Origin of the sequence: Streptomyces sp. NPDC056738 (genome assembly GCF_042790435.1) — a bacterium.
Lineage (GTDB): Bacteria > Actinomycetota > Actinomycetes > Streptomycetales > Streptomycetaceae > Streptomyces.
The window spans coordinates 66,495-81,533 of record NZ_JBHTZF010000015.1 but is presented as its reverse complement, the minus strand read 5'-3'; the positions used below and the strand labels follow the sequence as shown (position 1 = coordinate 81,533).

The window sequence follows — 15,039 nt, the reverse complement described above, 5'->3', positions numbered from 1 at the left end:
GGGAGCGTCGTTGAGAAAGCTCTCACAGTTCACACCCAGTGCACCAAGGTGGCTTCAAGCAGCCCCTCATCCCACCCTCAGACACCGTTCCTAGCCTCGGTCCACCCCCGGCCGCCGCCAGGAAAGGCACCGAAGCATGCCCCCCAGACGAATCGCCGTCATCGCCGACTCCGACACCCGTTGGAAGTGGGGAGCGTCCGTCGCCCGGCAGATCGCTCCCGCGTACGCACTCGACGCGATCTTCCTGCGCACCCGGGCCACCCCGACGGAACGCCAACTGGCGGAGATAGGCGTCGTGCCGGACACCCGGCGCGACGTCACCGTGGCGGAACTGGTCGACGACGAGGAACTCGCCGCCGCCGACGTGCTCGTCCTGGCCACCGCGGGAGGTACGACCCTCGCGCTCACCCACGGCCTGGGCTTCGCGTGGGAGGGGCGGCAGCGGCGGCCGGTCACCGTCACCGGATACGTCGGGGTCGTGTACGAGAAGATGGTCGACGGGCTGATGACCCGGGCCGGCACCGACCTCGTCCTCGCCAACAGCGCCTACGACGCGGACCGTTTCCGCGAGGCGTTCGCGAGCGTCGGCGTCGACCCCGACTCGGTGGTGGAGTGCGCCCTGCCCTTCCTCGGCGGGGAGCCGTACGCGCCGTCCTCGGAGCGGCCCTTCACGCTCACCTTCGCCGTCCAGCCGTCGGTGCCCAAGGGCCGGGTGTCCCGGCTCGGGCTGCTGGAGCGGGCGGCGGCCCACGCGCGACGGCACCCCGACCGGCTGGTGCTGATGAAACTGCGCAGCCTCCCCGGCGAGCACACCACGCACGTCGAGGCCGATCCGTACCAGCTCCTCATCGAGAGGATGACCGAGCCGGCCCCGGACAACCTGCGCCTCGTCTACGGCAACATGGGCGAAGTCCTGGACCGTACCGACCTGTTGGTGACGGTCAGCTCGACGGCCGCCCTGGAGTCGATGCACCGCGGCATCCCGACCGCGATCCTCACCGACTTCGGGGTCCGCGAGGCGCACGGCAACCACTACTTCGTGCACTCGGGCTGCCTCGCCTCCTGGGACGACCTGGACGCCGGCGCGACGCCGCGCGTCGACCCGGCCTGGGCGGCCCGCCAGGGCGTCGGCAAGAGCGATCCGTACGCCGCCGCCCGCGCCCGGCTCTCCGCGCTCGGCTCGGCCGGCCGGCTGCCCGTGCTGCGGCCGTACTACTCGCCTCAGCGGGCGGGGGCCTATCTCGCCGGCATCCTGGAGCGCAACGGCCTCGACGAGAAGGGCAGGCCCCTGACGCCCGCGGCGGGCGCGAGCGGCGCGGGCCCGGTGCGCACGGTGATCCGCCGGGCCGCGCGCAGCGGCGCCAAGTCCCTCTACCGGGTGGGCCGTGAGCGGGTCGCCCCCGCACTGCGCCGCTGGGGCCAGGCCTGACCCCGCCCGGCCTGCGGCCACCGCCCGGCACGCACGGGCTGCCCTGCCCGGCACGCACGGGCCCCGTGGGCCGCAGGTGTCAGATCTCGGCGGTGCTCTGGGTGGGGATCGCCGCGGCCGGCGGGGACCAGGGGCGGCCCTGCATGAGCGTGCCGAGGCCCGTCCAGGCGAAGTTCATCAGGGTGGCGGCGGCCTGCCGGGCCGAGACGCCGGGGGTGGCGTTGGCCCACGCGGCCATCGATTCGGCGGCACCGACCAGCGCCTCCGCGAGACCGGCGACCTCCCGCGCGGGCAGGGACGGGTCGCGGTGTGCCTCACGCGCGGCGACGACGATCAACTGCGTGACGAAGTGGACCAGTTCCTCGCGCATCGCGAAGACCTCGGCGGCGAAGGGCTCGCCGTGCGTGCGGGCCTGGAGGTGCAGGACGGCCCAGCCGTCCGGGTTCTCGGCGGTGTGGGTGAAGAACGCCCGCAGCCCTTCCCAGAGCTGACGGTCGGCGGGCAGGTCGGGGCGGACGCCGGCGCGGACCGCGTCGGTGAGCGCCTTGGCCTCACGCCGGATGCACGCGGTGAACAGGTCTTCCTTCGAGTTCAGGTACAGGTACACCAACGGCTTCGACACACCCGCCAGTTCGGCGATCTCGTCCATCGACGCGGCCCGGTACCCGCGCTGCCCGAAGGTCCGTACGGCCGCGTCCAGCATCTGCTGCTCGCGTACCGCGCGGGGCATCCGCTTGTTCTTCACAGCACCCATGCGCCAAGCCTACGAGGGCTCCGGGCCCGGCCGGGCGCGCGGCGGTGTCAGGAGGCCTGGTGCGGGGTGCCCTGGGCGGGCTCGTCCAGGAGGGCGTCCTCCTGGTTGCGGTTGCGCTCCAGGTTGGCCTTGGCGCGGTCGACGCGGGCGACGACCTGCTCCGAGGCGCGGTCGCGCGCTCCGCGCAGGACGACGAAGCTGATCGGCGCGGAGATCACCAGGGCCAGCAGGACGACCCACATGTAGTTGGAGTCGCCGAGGCCGCGGGGGGCGACGCCCGAGTAGACGAGGCCCCAGACGACCACGAGGCAGCCCACGAAGATCCCAAGGCGCATCAGTGTGTAGCGGAGCATCTCAATCCACTCTTCCGTTCCGAACGGTCCCAAAGAACTCCGTCCAGTGAAGCACGCCCGGACAGCGATCTTGCAGCGGGTCCTCGGCCGCGGCCGGCCGGGGCCGGGCGGACGGGAACGGTCAGACCGGGCCGAGGGACAGCAGCATCGTGATGTCGTCCCGTTCCTCGCCGGGCGCGACCCGGATCGCGCCCGGTACCCGCCCGACCTCCTTGTAGCCGCAGGAGGTGTAGAAGCGCTCGAGGCCCTCGCCGCCCCGGCAGGTCAGCCGTATCGCCTCGATGCCGTCGAGACGGCCGGCGGCCTCCTCGACGGCGGCGAGCAGGTCCCGGCCGTACCCCTTGCCCTGGTGCCGCGGGTGCACCATCACGGTGTACAGCCAGACCCAGTGCCGCATCAGCCGGTGGGTGTTGTGCGTGAGGAAGGCGGTCGCGGCGACGCCGCCCTCCTCGTCCCGGCCGACCAGCAGCCGGGTGCGGCCCTCCGCCATGGCGACGAGGTGCTTCACGAGTTCGGGGCGGACGTCGTCGGCGGTCACCGGCGGCACGAAGCCGACGGAGCCGCCCGCGTTCGAGACGTCCGCCCACAGGGCGAGGACGCCGTCCCGGAGCGCGGGGGTGACCGCCGGGTCCAGTTCGAAGTCCAGTGCCACGTCAGACCCGCATGGCCTGCGGGGTCTCGCGGCGCGCCGCGTCCGGTCCGTCGTACTCGCGGATGATCTCGTACCGCGTGTTGCGCTCGACCGGGCGGAAGCCGGCGTCCCGGATGAGGTCCAGCAGGTCCTCGCGGGTGAGCTTGTTCGGCGTGCCGTAGTTGTCCGCGTCGTGCGTGATCTTGTACTCGACGACCGAGCCGTCCATGTCGTCGGCGCCGTGCTGGAGCGCGAGCTGGGCGGTCTGGACGCCGTGCATGACCCAGAAGACCTTGACGTGCGGGACGTTGTCGAAGAGCAGCCGGGAGACCGCGAAGGTCTTCAGCGCCTCGGCGCCGGTCGCCATCTGGGTGCGCGCCTGGAGGCGGTTCCTGACCTTGCCGTCCTTCATGTCCACGAAGTCGTGCTGGTAGCGCAGCGGGATGAAGACCTGGAAGCCGCCGGTCTCGTCCTGGAGCTCACGCAGCCTGAGCACGTGGTCGACCCGGTGCCGGGGCTCCTCGATGTGCCCGTACAGCATCGTGCACGGGGTCTTGAGACCCTTCTCGTGCGCGAGGCGGTGGATGCGCGACCAGTCCTCCCAGTGGGTGCGGTGGTCGACGATGTGCTGCCGCACCTCCCAGTCGAAGATCTCCGCGCCGCCGCCGGTCAGCGACTCCAGACCGGCCTCGATCAGCTCGTCGAGGATCTCCGAGGCCGACAGGCCCGAGATGGTCTCGAAGTGGTGGATCTCGGTGGCGGTGAACGCCTTCAGCGAGACGTCCGGCAGGGCCTTCTTCAGCTCGCTCAGCGAGCGCGGGTAGTAGCGCCAGGGCAGGCTGGGGTGCAGGCCGTTGACGATGTGCAGCTCGGTGAGGTTCTCGCCCTCCATCGCCTTGGCGAGGCGGACGGCCTCCTCGATGCGCATCGTGTACGCGTCCTTCTCGCCCGGCTTGCGCTGGAACGAGCAGTACGCGCAGGACGCGGTGCACACGTTCGTCATGTTGAGGTGACGGTTGACGTTGAAGTGGACGACGTCGCCGTTCTTGCGCGTGCGCACCTCGTGCGCGAGGCCACCGAGCCAGGCCAGGTCGTCCGACTCGTACAGCGCGATGCCGTCCTCGCGGCTGAGCCGCTCACCGGCCCGGACCTTGTCCTCCAGCTCGCGCTTGAGCCCGACATCCATGCGATTACCTCTCCCTGTGACGAACGCTGCCAACCGTACTCCCCGCCCTGTCGGCGAAAGGCCCCCACCTGGGCCGTTCGCCCCCGGGTGTCCCCGGGTGTCCCCGGTGCCGGGGTTCTAGCCCTCCGCGGGCAGCTCGCCCACCCGGTTCTCCCACTTCGTGGAGAGCACGATGGTCGTACGGGTGCGGGAGACGCCCTTGGTCCCGGACAGCCGCCGGATGGTCTTCTCCAGTCCGTCGACGTCGCTGGAGCGCACCTTGAGCATGAACGAGTCGTCGCCCGCGATGAACCAGCAGTCCTCGATCTCGCTGAGGTCGCGCAGCCGCCGGGCCACGTCCTCGTGGTCGGCCGCGTCGGACAGCGAGATGCCGATCAGGGCGGTGACGCCCAGACCGAGCGAGGCCGAGTCGACCGTCGCGCGGTACCCGGTGATGACACCGGCCGCCTCCAGCCGGTTGATGCGGTCGGTGACACTGGGTCCCGACAGACCGACGAGGCGCCCCAGTTCCGCGTAGGAGGCCCGGCCGTTCTCCCTCAGGGCCTGGATGAGCTGCCTGTCCACCGCGTCCATGCGATCGAGCCTTCCGCTGAAAAGGTCTGAGAAGTGGTGAGAGTTCGAGAGGTCGTGAGAGGTCAGGTGGTGGCGTCCCGGGAGCCGCTCCCGAGTTCGCCCTTCCACCGGCGGTACAGGCCGTGTTCGACGCCCGCCGAGTCGAGGGCCCGTCCGGCGACGAAGTCCACCAGGTCCTGGATGTGCGTGGCTCCCGCGTAGAACGCCGGCGAGGCGGGCAGCACGACCGCGCCCGCGTCGTCCAGGGAGACCAGGTGACGCAGTGTCTGCCCGTTCAGCGGGGTCTCCCGCACGGCGACGACCAGCGTGCGTCCCTCCTTGAGGGTGACGCTCGCGGCCCGCTGCAGCAGGTCCTTGGAGAGGCCGAGGGCGACTCCGGCGACACAGGCGGTGGACGCGGGCACGATCAGCATGCCCTTGGCCGGATACGAGCCCGAGGAGGGGCCCGCCGCCAGGTCGCCCGCGCTCCAGTGCCGTACGCGGTCGAGATGGTCCCCGGGGACGTCGAAGGTGCCGGGTTTGCCGTCGGCGCCCCGCTCCAGCCACGCGCGCAGGTCGTCCCGCCAGTGGGCGTCGCGGAACGGGAGGCCGGTCTCGTCGAGCAGCGTGAGCCGTGAGGCCCTGCTGACGACCAGGTCGACGCTCTCCCCCGCTTCCAGCAGCGAACGCAGCACCGCGGCCGCGTACGGCGTACCGGACGCGCCGGAGACCCCCACGATCCAAGGCCGGCGCTGCGTCTGTCCTGGCTTCATGATGTCGAGCCTATCCGGCCACCGGCCATGGTCAGACCGTCAGCCCGCGCACCAGCAGATCGAGCAGGGCGCATACGAACAGGGCGATCCCGATGAAGCCGTTGACCTGGAAGAACGCCCGGTTCAGCCGGCTCAGGTCGTGCGGCTTCACGATGGAGTGCTCGTAGAGGAACGCGCCCGCGACGATCACGAGGCCCAGCCAGAAGAAGGCGCCGGCGCCGGTGGCCACTCCGTACCAGACGAAGAGGCCCGTCGTCACGGCGTGGCAGACGCGCGCGCCCCGGATCGCGGCCGGGATGCCGAACCGGGCCGGCACGGACATCACACCGATCTCGCGGTCGGTCTCGACGTCCTGGCAGGCGTAGATCAGGTCGAAGCCGCCGATCCACACGCCGACGGCGAGGCCGAGGACGACCGCGTCCCAGGACCAGGTGCCGGTGACGGCGATCCAGGCGCCGACCGGGCCCATCGCCTGGGCGAGACCCAGGATGGCCTGCGGGAAGTTCGTGAACCGCTTGCCGTACGGGTAGACGACCATCGGGATGACCGCGATGGGCGCCAGCGCCAGGCACAGCGGGTTGAGCAGGGCGGCGGCGGCGAGGAAGACGACCAGCGCGACCAGCGCGCCCGTCCAGGCGTGCTTCACGCTCATCGCGCCGGTGACCAGTTCACGATGGGCCGTACGGGGATTGCGGGCGTCGATCTCGCGGTCGATGATCCGGTTCGCGGCCATGGCGAACGTGCGCAGGCCCACCATCGCGACGGTGACCAGGAGCAGCTTTCCCCAGTGGATGTTCTTGTCGACCTCGAACATCGCGGTCAGCGCCGCGATGTAGGCGAAGGGCAGCGCGAACACCGAGTGCTCGATCATGACGAGGCGCAGGAAGGCCTTGGTGCGGCCCGGCTGCGGAAGCGCCGCGGAAGCTGAACTCACAGCCCGTACTCCTTCCAACGGCGGTCGACCTTCGCCGCCGTCTGCGGGTCGGACAGCACCATCTCGGGCCAGCCGCCGTCCCGCGTGTAGCCCTCCTCGGGCCACTTCTTCGTCGCGTCGATGCCCGCCTTGCCGCCCCAGAACTGCTGGTAGGAGGCGTGGTCGAGGTGGTCGACCGGGCCTTCGACGACGGTGAGGTCACGTCCGTAGTCCGTGTTGCCGAGCGCGCGCCAGGCCACCTCGTGCAGATCGTGGACGTCGCAGTCCGCGTCGACGACCACGATGAGCTTCGTCAGGGACATCATGTGTGCCCCCCAGACGGCGTGCATCACCTTCTGGGCGTGCTTCGGGTACTTCTTGTCGATCGAGACGATCGCGCAGTTGTGGAAGCCGCCCGCCTCCGGCAGGTGGTAGTCCACGATGTCCGGGACGATGATCTTCAGCAGCGGGAGGAAGAACCGCTCCGTCGCCCGGCCGAGAGGCCCGTCCTCCGTCGGGGGCCGGCCCACGACGATCGACTGGAGCAGCGGCCGCTTCCGCATGGTGACGCAGTCGATGGTCAGCGCCGGGAACGGCTCCTGCGGGGTGTAGAAGCCGGTGTGGTCGCCGAACGGCCCCTCGGGCAGCATCTCGCCCGGCTCCAGCCAGCCCTCCAGGACGACCTCGGCGTTCGCGGGCACCTGGAGCGGGACGGTCTTGCAGTCCACCATCTCGATCCGCTTGCCCTGGAGGAACCCGGCGAAGAGGTACTCGTCGATGTCGCCGGGCAGCGGGGCGGTGGAGGCGTAGGTGACGGCGGGCGGGCAGCCGAAGGCGATCGCCACCGGAAGCCGCTCGCCCTTGCGGGCCGCGACCTGGTAGTGGTTCCGGCTGTCCTTGTGGATCTGCCAGTGCATGCCGATGGTGCGCTTGTCGTGCCGCTGGAGCCGGTACAGACCGAGGTTGCGGACGCCGGACTCGGGGTCCTTGGTGTGGGTGAGCCCGAGGTTGAAGAAGGAGCCGCCGTCCTCGGGCCAGGTGAACAGCGCGGGCAGCGCGTCGAGGTCGACGTCGTCGCCGCGCAGCACCACTTCCTGCACCGGCGCGTCCTTGACCTTCTTCGGCGGTACGTGCGTCATCGCGCCGAGCTTCCCGAAGGCCTCGCGCACGCCCACGAAGCCCTGCGGCAGCTCCGGCCTGAGCAGTCCGCCGATCTTCTCGGAGATCTCGCCGTACGACTTCAGCCCGAGGGCTTTCAGCAGGCGGCGGTCGGTGCCGAAGACGTTCATCGCGAGCGGCATCGCCGACCCGCGCACGTTCTCGAAGAGGAGCGCGGGTCCGCCGGACTTCTGCACCCGGTCGACGATCTCCCCGACCTCCAGGTACGGATCCACCTCGGCCTTGATGCGCTTGAGGTCTCCCTCGCGCTCCAGCGCCCTGAGCAGGGAGCGAAGATCGTCGTAAGCCATGTGTCCAAGTATCGGCCACCCGCTAATCTGTGCCCGTCACCGGGGGGCCCGTGCCGCCCCGCCGTCGCTCACTGGGGGATCGTTCGGCCATGCTCAGGTATCTGCCCTTCCTGCTGGTCCTGGCGCTGTGGATCTACGCCTTCATCGACTGCCTGAACACGCCGGAGGAGGAGGTCAAGGGCCTGCCCAAGGTGGTCTGGGTGATCATCATCCTGCTCTTCGGCGAGGTGCTGGTCGGTCCGGTCGCCTGGCTGGTGGCGGGCCGCAACCGCCGTGGTCCCGCGGGCGGCTCGACGCCGTCCGAGTGGCACCGCAACCACCGCACGGAGTTCGTCGCGCCCGACGACAACCCCGAGTTCCTCAAGTCCCTCAAGGCCGAGAACCGCAAGGACGAGGCGCTGCTGAAGGACTGGGAGGCGGACCTGCGCCGCCGCGAGGAGGAACTGAGGCGGCGCGAGGAGCAGAGCAGGTCCGACGAGGAGTCGTGACGTGGAGCTGCGCCTGCTGGTGACCTTCGAGAAGGTCGCGACCGTCCTGAGCTTCACCCGGGCGGCGGCCGAGCTGACGTACGCGCAGTCAAGCGTGACCGGTCAGATCCGGGCCCTGGAGTCCTCGCTCGGCACGGAGCTCTTCGACCGGCTGGGCAGCAGGATCCGGCTGACCGAGGCGGGTGAGCGGCTGCTGCCCTACGCCCGGCAGATCATCGAGCTGACGGAGGAGGCGCGGGCCGCGGTCGTCGGCGCCGAGGAGCCCTCCGGGGCGCTCACCATCGGCACGATGGAGTCCCTGACCTCGTACCGGCTGCTGCCGCTCCTGGAGTTCTTCCATCACCGCCACCCCCGGGTGCGGCTGTCGCTGCGCACGACCATCGGGGACGAGACCCGCCAGGCTCTGCGCCAGGGCACCTACGACGTCGGCTTCCTGATGGAGGAGGACACCGAGCACCCCGGACTGGACGTGGTGGTGCTCGCGCGCGAACCCCTCGCGCTGGTCGCCGCTCCCGGCGATCCGCTCGCCGGCACGGCACCGGACACGGCCGACCTCCCGGACCGCCCGTTGCTGGCCACGGAACCCGGCTGCGCCTACCGGGACCTGTTCGAGCGGGAGCTCAACTCCCGTCTGCCGGAGGGTTCCTCCGTCGACTTCACGGAGTTCGGCACGATCGAGGCGACCAAGCGCGCCGCGGCGGCCGGCCTCGGGATCGCGCTGCTTCCCGAGGTGACGGTCGCCGCCGAACTGGAGCGGGGCGAGCTCGTACGGCTCGACTGGGAACCGCCGTTCACGCTTTCGACGCAACTGGCCTGGCGGGCCGGGAAGCGTCTGCCGTCCCATGCGCGGCTGTTCGTGGAGCGGGCCCGGCGACTGGTGTCCGAGGAGTCCGGTCCGCGGGCGTGACCGGAGCGGCCCCGGCGACGCGAGGGGCCATGACGTTCCCGGCGCTCCCGGTGTTCCGGGTGCTCCCGGTCTTCCCGGCCTTCCCGGTCTTCCCGGTGTTCCGGGGAAGCGTCACCTTCAGACTGGCGGTCACGATCAGCGGGACGCCGAGCGCCTGGACGAGCCCGATGTGATGCCCGTACACCGCCCAGTCCATGACCATCGCGACGGCCGGGTAGGTGAAGGCGAGCACGGCGATCTTCGCGGTCGGGAGCTTGGCGTACGCGGCGTACATCAGGACGTACATCAGTCCGGTGTGGACGACTCCGAGCCCGATCAGCCAGCCCCAGTCCGCGCCGGTCCCCCGCATCGCGCCGAAGTCGGCGAAGGGGAGCAGCAGCGGGACGCCGACGAGGACCTGGACGAGCGCGATGAGGTGCGGGCGCACGCCGGTGATGCGCTTGGTGACCAGGGTGGACAGACCGTAGAGGAGCGCGGCGAGGAGTGCCTGTCCGACGCCGGTGAGATACGGGCCTCCGTGCGCGAAGTCGGCCGGGGAGACGCCCGAGACGAGGACCAGACCGGCGAAGGCCAGCCCGATCCAGCCGGCCTTGACGGCGGTGAGCCGTTCCCGGAAGAGCAGGGCGCCCAGCAGCACCACGTAGAACGGCTGGGTGTGGTAGACGACGGTGGCGACGGAGATCGAGGTGTTCTCGTACGACTGGAAGAGCAGGACCCAGTTGAAGACGATGAACACCCCGCCGAGGGCGGCGAGTCCGAGCGTGCGCGGGGTGAAGCCGTGGCCCCGGAAGTAGCCCCGGGCCAGCGCGTAGCCGCCGAGGGCGAGCGCCCCGAACAGGACACGGAAGAAGACGACGTCGAACGGTGAGGCTCCGGACTCGACGACGAAGACGCCGAGGGTCCCGGAGAGCATCATGGCGGCGGTGAGCTGGGCGGCGCCCTTGTTCTCGACCGCGGTGGTGGAGGTCATGCCCCGAAGGTAGGAGCGGCACCGCCCCGCGGGCCACGGCCCACCGGGGCGTCCTGCCGATGCCCCCATCGGCACCGTCGATGGGTACGGGCGGGAGGCGTCAGACTCCGGCCTGGAGGCGGAGGCCCGCCAGGGTCAGGTCCAGCGCGGCGAGGAACTGCTCCTTGTCGTCGTGCCCGTCGAACTCCTCGACGATCTCGTGCACGAACGGGAACTCCTTCGCGTCGAGCGCACGCCAGGTCTCGGTGTAGCGGCCGAGGAACTCGTCGCGGTCCATGACGCCGTCGAGCACCTCCGGGGGCGGCTCCTGCCCCATCTCGGCGGCGTTGCCGACGACGACGCCGACGATCGCCGACACGGCGTGGAACCGCTGGAGCGGCGTGAGGTCGAGCCGCAGGGTCTGCTGCCCCAGCTTCTCGTAGAGCCGCAGCGAATTGCCCTGGACGTCGGTGCGGCGCATGAAGTGTGCGCCCAGCCACGGCCGGTCCACGATCGCGTCGAACAGCGTCACGGCCATCACGCGCACGTCGTCGATCGGGTCGTCGCCGGCGGTCTGCCCTTCGATGGCGGTCAGCACCCCGCCGAGCACGTGGTCGATGGCGCGTTCGAGCAGGTCGTCCTTGCCCGAGACGTACCAGTAGATGCTGCCGACGCCGGTGCCGAGCCGGGTCGCGAGGGCGCGCAGTGTCAGCGCCGGCTCGCCCGCCTCGTCGAGCAGGGCCACGGCCGCGCCCAGAACGGCCTCGATGGAGTGCGAGGCCCGCTGACGTCCTCGGGAAGGGCGATCGGCGGGTCGTGGTCGCGGGCCTGTCATGACGTCCATCCAACCACAGCTTGCGCCATCATCGAACCTCGTTCTATTCTCGAACACCGTTCCATTGTCGAACGTCGTTCCATAGCGGACGGCGTTCCGAGAGGAGGCCCGCCATGACCACGACAGCCATAGCGCCCGCCGCGTCGCGCACCTATCCGTCCCTGCGCGCGGCGTGGATTCCCCTGGCCGCGCTCTGCCTGGCCTTCTTCGTCGAGATGGTCGACAACACCCTGCTCTCGATCGCGCTGCCCACGATCGGACGGGACCTCGACAGCAGCACGACCGCGCTGCAGTGGGTCACCGGCGGGTACGCGCTGACGTTCGGCGGCCTGCTGCTGACGGCGGGATCGATGGCCGACCGGCTCGGACGCCGGCGTGTCCTGCTGGTCGGCCTCGCGGTGTTCGGCCTGCTGAGCCTGGCCGTCGTCGCGGTCACCACCGCCGGCCAGCTCATCGCCCTGCGGGCCGGCCTCGGCATCGCCGCGGCGGCGATGGCCCCCATCACCAACTCGCTGGTCTTCCGGCTCTTCGACGACAAGGCGCTGCGCATGCGCGCGATGACCTTGATGATCGCCGTCGGCATGTCCGGCTTCGTCCTCGGCCCGCTGCTGGGCGGCACCGCCCTGGCGCACTTCCGGTGGCAGTGGCTCCTGGTCGTCAACGCCCCGATCGCGCTGATCGCGGCCATCGGCGTCCGCCTCGGCGTCCCGGCCGACCGGCCGCAGGACCTGACCAAGGACAAGCTCGATCTGCCCGGCGCGGCCCTGAGCGTCACCACCATCGGCCTCGCCTGCTACTCGCTGACCAGCGGCGTCGAGCACGGCTGGCTCTCCACGACCACACTCGTGTCGGTCCTCGGCGCCGTCGCCGCGGGGATCGCGTTCGTGTGGCACGAGCGCCGCAGCGCATCGCCGATGCTCGACCTCCGCCTCTTCTCCGACGGCACCGTCCGCGGCGCCGCCATCGCGCAGATCGGCACGGCCATCGCGATGGCCGCCGTGATGTTCGGGCTGATCCTCCACTTCCAGTACGCCTACGGGTGGAGCCCCGTGCGGGCCGGCCTGGCGAACCTGCCGATGATCGTGACCATGGTCCTCGCGACCCCTCTGTCCGAGTGGCTCGCGGGACGGTTCGGCCACCGCGTCGCCTGCCTGGTCGGCGCGGCCTGCCTGGCCGTCTCACTGGCCGGCCTGTCCTGGGGCGTCGACCACGGCTACGGCGCGATCGCGGCCTGCATGGTCGTGATGACCGTCGGACTGCGCACCGTCATGACGATCTGCGCCATCGCGCTCGTCGACGCGATGCCGGGCAACCGCACGTCGATCGGCACGGCGCTCAACGACACCGCCCAGGAGGTCGGGAGCAGCATCGGCACCGCCGTGGTCGGCACCCTCATCGCCGCGCTGGTCACCACCCATCTGCCCGCGGGCACGTGGAGCGACTCCCTGGTGGCGTCGTTCTTCCACGGCGAGCGGATCACCTACGGCGTGCTGGCGGTCGTCGTCGGCCTGATCGCGGCCGGCGGCGCACTCACGCTCACCGACTCCCACGCCACCGAAGAGCCCGCCTGAGACGTCCGCGCCAGGGTCGCCGGGTGCCTCCGCGGCGCGGCCGAGGCCCTTGGCCGAGACCGCTCAGCGGGGCGGCTCCTCGCGCAGGACGAGCGCGAGGAGACCGGGGAAGCGGGCGTCGAACTCGTCCCGGCGCAGCCGGTTGACGCGCCGGGGCCCCTCGTCGCGCTGCTCGACGAGACCGGCGCCGCGCAGTACGGCGAAGTGATGACTGAGAGCCGCCTTGCCGACGGGCACGTCGAAACTGCCGCAACTGCGGCTCCACTCCGCGGACCCGGCCAGCTCCCTGACGAGCCGGATGCGTACGGGATCGGCGAGGGCGGCGAGCGCGGCCGGCACGGGGACCTCGTCCGGGTGGGTGTGCTCGGGCGCCGCCCGGTGACTGCTGCGCTCCGCCACGCCGACCTCCCCGGGTTTCCTGATCCGCTTGCCGAGTGTTCGATGAAAACCATACACTCCCGAGTGTTCGCTTTTCATTGAACAGTCGAGCGCCGACCAGGAGTGTGCCATGCGTACGGTCGAATTCCAGGAGTACGGCGGACCCGAGGTCCTGCGGGTCGCCGAGGCCAAGGTCCCCGACCCGGGTCCGGGGCAGGTGAGCATCGACGTGGTCTACGCGGGCGTGAACTTCGCCGACCTCAAGGCCAGGTCGGAGGGCTACCGCGTCCCCGGCCTCCCCTTCGTGCCCGGGCTCGAGGTCTCCGGCCGCGTCCGGGCCCTCGGTCCGGACGTCACGGGACTGCGGGTGGGCCAGGAGGTCGCGGCGCTGACGGAGGGCGGGGCGTACGCGGAGGTGGCCGTGGCCGACGCCGTGACGGTCTTCCCGCTGCCCGACGGAGTCGGCCTGCGCACCGGGGCCACGCTCCCCACCGTCCTGCCCACGGCGTACGCGCTGCTGCACACGGTGGGGCGGCTCCAGCCCGGCGAGACCGTGCTCGTGCAGGGCGCGGCGGGCGGGGTGGGCACGGTGCTCGGCCAGCTCGCGCGGGCGGCCGGGGCCGGCGCGGTGTACGGCGTGGTGTCCGGCGCGCCGAAGGCCCGATACGCCCTCGGCAACGGCTACGACGAGGTGTTCGTGGGGTCCTTCCGGGACGAGGTGCGCGCGGCGACCTCCGGCCGCGGGGTGGACCTGGTCCTGGATCCGGTGGGCGGCGAGACCCTCCGCGGCGGCCTCGCCTCCCTCGCCCCCTTCGGCCGGCTGGTCTCCTTCGGCAACGCGAGCTCGGCGGAGCCCTGGACCGTGGGCCAGCCGGAGCTCTACCCGACCGGCCTGTCGGTGTCCGGGTTCTCGATCCTCGGCCTGGCCGCGACGGACCCGGCCGCCCTCCGCGCCATCGCCTCCCGCGCGTTCGGGACGGTCGCCGACGGCACGGTGACCCTGCCGGTGACGGCGGAGTTCACCCTGGAGTCGGCCGCGGAGGCGCACGCCCTGATGGGTTCACGGACGAGCACGGGAAAGCTGCTCCTGCGAGTGGCCGCTTCCGGGCTGTAGGCGTCCCCGCTGTCGGACCCCTGCCCTACCCTGCACCGCCATGACGTCTCGCCTCCACGCCACCCGCGCCTCCTACGACACCGTCGCCGCCGACTACGCGGAACTGCTCAGGGACGAACTGGACCGGAAGCCGCTGGACAGGGCGATGCTGTCGGCGTTCGCCGAACGGGTGCGGGCCGGCGGGGGCGGGCCGGTGGCGGACCTCGGCTGCGGGCCCGGGCGGGTGACCGTCCGTCTGGAGCGGCTCGGGCTCGACGCGTTCGGGATCGACCTGTCGCCGGGGATGGTGGAGGTGGCCCGCGGGGCGTATCCCCGGCTGCGGTTCGAGGTGGGGACGATGACGGCCCTGGACCTCCCGGACGCCGGTCTCGGCGGAGCGCTGGTCTGGTACTCCACCGTGCACACACCGGTCGGCGAACTGCCGGGGATGTTCACCGAGTTCCACCGGGTCCTCGCTCCCGGCGGCCATCTGCTCATCGCCTTCAAGGCGGGCGACGAACAGGTGCGTCTGGAGCGCGCGTACGGCCACGACGTGGACCTCGACGTCCACCGCTTCCCCCCGGAGCGGGTCGCCGGACTCCTGCGGGCGGCCGGTCTGTCCGAGGTCGCCCGTCTCGTGCGCGAGGCCGAGCCCGACGAGGCCACCCCGCAGGCCTTCGTCCTGGCCCGCAGGACCGGGGATCCCCAGCCCTCCGCGACACCCCGGTGAGCACTTCCTCGCGCCGCCCTCGTGTTCC

At 71.3% G+C, this 15,039-nt stretch carries 17 protein-coding genes; 6 read left to right on the top strand and 11 right to left on the bottom strand.

Features of this window, described 5'->3' with window-relative positions; translation table 11 throughout:
• The first annotated feature begins 136 nt into the window (after positions 1–136).
• On the top strand, positions 137–1,429 hold the full coding sequence (locus ACFRIC_RS33415; RefSeq protein ID WP_382793739.1) for a DUF6716 putative glycosyltransferase: 1,293 nt from the start codon (positions 137–139) through the stop codon (positions 1,427–1,429).
• 79 nt (positions 1,430–1,508) lie between these two features.
• Here ACFRIC_RS33415 and ACFRIC_RS33410 read toward each other — a convergent pair whose 3' ends face one another.
• The 8 genes from ACFRIC_RS33410 to ACFRIC_RS33375 form a co-directional block, all read right to left on the bottom strand.
• On the bottom strand, positions 1,509–2,183 hold the full coding sequence (locus ACFRIC_RS33410) for a TetR/AcrR family transcriptional regulator (protein ID WP_382793736.1): 675 nt from the start codon (positions 2,181–2,183) through the stop codon (positions 1,509–1,511).
• A 47-nt stretch (positions 2,184–2,230) separates the two neighbouring features.
• Entirely contained in the window at positions 2,231–2,536 is a 306-nt protein-coding gene (locus ACFRIC_RS33405) for a DUF4229 domain-containing protein (RefSeq protein ID WP_382793733.1), read from the bottom strand.
• Positions 2,537–2,657: 121 nt separating this feature from the next.
• The gene (locus ACFRIC_RS33400; protein ID WP_382793730.1) at positions 2,658–3,188 is read right to left on the bottom strand and encodes a GNAT family N-acetyltransferase; all 531 of its coding nucleotides are present in this window, start codon (positions 3,186–3,188) and stop codon (positions 2,658–2,660) included.
• A gap of 1 nt (position 3,189) precedes the next feature.
• Entirely contained in the window at positions 3,190–4,353 is a 1,164-nt protein-coding gene (gene mqnE / locus ACFRIC_RS33395) for an aminofutalosine synthase MqnE (protein ID WP_382793727.1), read from the bottom strand.
• A gap of 117 nt (positions 4,354–4,470) precedes the next feature.
• Positions 4,471–4,926, bottom strand: coding sequence for an Lrp/AsnC family transcriptional regulator (locus ACFRIC_RS33390; RefSeq protein ID WP_382793725.1), 456 nt, complete (start codon positions 4,924–4,926; stop codon positions 4,471–4,473).
• A gap of 62 nt (positions 4,927–4,988) precedes the next feature.
• Complete coding sequence (locus ACFRIC_RS33385; protein ID WP_382793722.1) at positions 4,989–5,678, bottom strand: UbiX family flavin prenyltransferase; 690 nt, start codon at positions 5,676–5,678, stop codon at positions 4,989–4,991.
• Positions 5,679–5,709: 31 nt separating this feature from the next.
• Positions 5,710–6,612: a menaquinone biosynthesis prenyltransferase MqnP gene (mqnP, locus tag ACFRIC_RS33380; RefSeq protein WP_382793719.1), complete on the bottom strand. Its 903-nt coding sequence runs from the start codon at positions 6,610–6,612 to the stop codon at positions 5,710–5,712.
• Positions 6,609–8,060 carry a menaquinone biosynthesis decarboxylase gene (locus ACFRIC_RS33375; protein WP_382793717.1) on the bottom strand — a complete coding sequence of 484 codons (1,452 nt, stop codon included), beginning with the start codon at positions 8,058–8,060 and terminating at the stop codon, positions 6,609–6,611. Before ACFRIC_RS33375 ends, mqnP begins: the two co-directional genes overlap by 4 nt.
• Before the next feature lie 89 nt (positions 8,061–8,149).
• Between ACFRIC_RS33375 and ACFRIC_RS33370 the strand changes: the two genes are divergently transcribed.
• Together ACFRIC_RS33370 and ACFRIC_RS33365 are read left to right on the top strand one after the other, a co-directional pair.
• Complete coding sequence (locus tag ACFRIC_RS33370) at positions 8,150–8,548, top strand: PLD nuclease N-terminal domain-containing protein (protein ID WP_382793714.1); 399 nt, start codon at positions 8,150–8,152, stop codon at positions 8,546–8,548.
• A gap of 1 nt (position 8,549) precedes the next feature.
• A complete protein-coding gene (locus ACFRIC_RS33365) occupies positions 8,550–9,455 on the top strand; it encodes a LysR family transcriptional regulator (protein ID WP_382793711.1) in 906 nt (301 codons plus the stop codon).
• Here ACFRIC_RS33365 and ACFRIC_RS33360 read toward each other — a convergent pair.
• A complete protein-coding gene (locus ACFRIC_RS33360) occupies positions 9,340–10,425 on the bottom strand; it encodes a DMT family transporter (protein ID WP_382793709.1) in 1,086 nt (361 codons plus the stop codon). The two genes, ACFRIC_RS33365 and ACFRIC_RS33360, sit on opposite strands and share 116 nt — an antisense overlap.
• 100 nt (positions 10,426–10,525) lie before the next feature.
• A complete protein-coding gene (locus ACFRIC_RS33355; protein ID WP_382794037.1) occupies positions 10,526–11,173 on the bottom strand; it encodes a TetR/AcrR family transcriptional regulator in 648 nt (215 codons plus the stop codon).
• Positions 11,174–11,352: 179 nt separating this feature from the next.
• On the opposite strand from ACFRIC_RS33355, the gene ACFRIC_RS33350 reads away from it, so the two are divergent.
• Complete coding sequence (locus ACFRIC_RS33350; protein ID WP_382793706.1) at positions 11,353–12,810, top strand: MFS transporter; 1,458 nt, start codon at positions 11,353–11,355, stop codon at positions 12,808–12,810.
• 63 nt (positions 12,811–12,873) lie between these two features.
• On the opposite strand, the gene ACFRIC_RS33345 is transcribed toward ACFRIC_RS33350, so the two are convergent.
• Entirely contained in the window at positions 12,874–13,209 is a 336-nt protein-coding gene (locus tag ACFRIC_RS33345; protein WP_382793703.1) for an ArsR/SmtB family transcription factor, read from the bottom strand.
• A 109-nt stretch (positions 13,210–13,318) separates the two neighbouring features.
• On the opposite strand from ACFRIC_RS33345, the gene ACFRIC_RS33340 reads away from it, so the two are divergent.
• The gene (locus ACFRIC_RS33340) at positions 13,319–14,302 is read left to right on the top strand and encodes a zinc-binding alcohol dehydrogenase family protein (protein WP_382793701.1); all 984 of its coding nucleotides are present in this window, start codon (positions 13,319–13,321) and stop codon (positions 14,300–14,302) included.
• Positions 14,303–14,342: 40 nt separating this feature from the next.
• Entirely contained in the window at positions 14,343–15,011 is a 669-nt protein-coding gene (locus tag ACFRIC_RS33335) for a class I SAM-dependent DNA methyltransferase (protein ID WP_382793698.1), read from the top strand.
• The last annotated feature ends 28 nt before the right edge of the window (positions 15,012–15,039 follow it).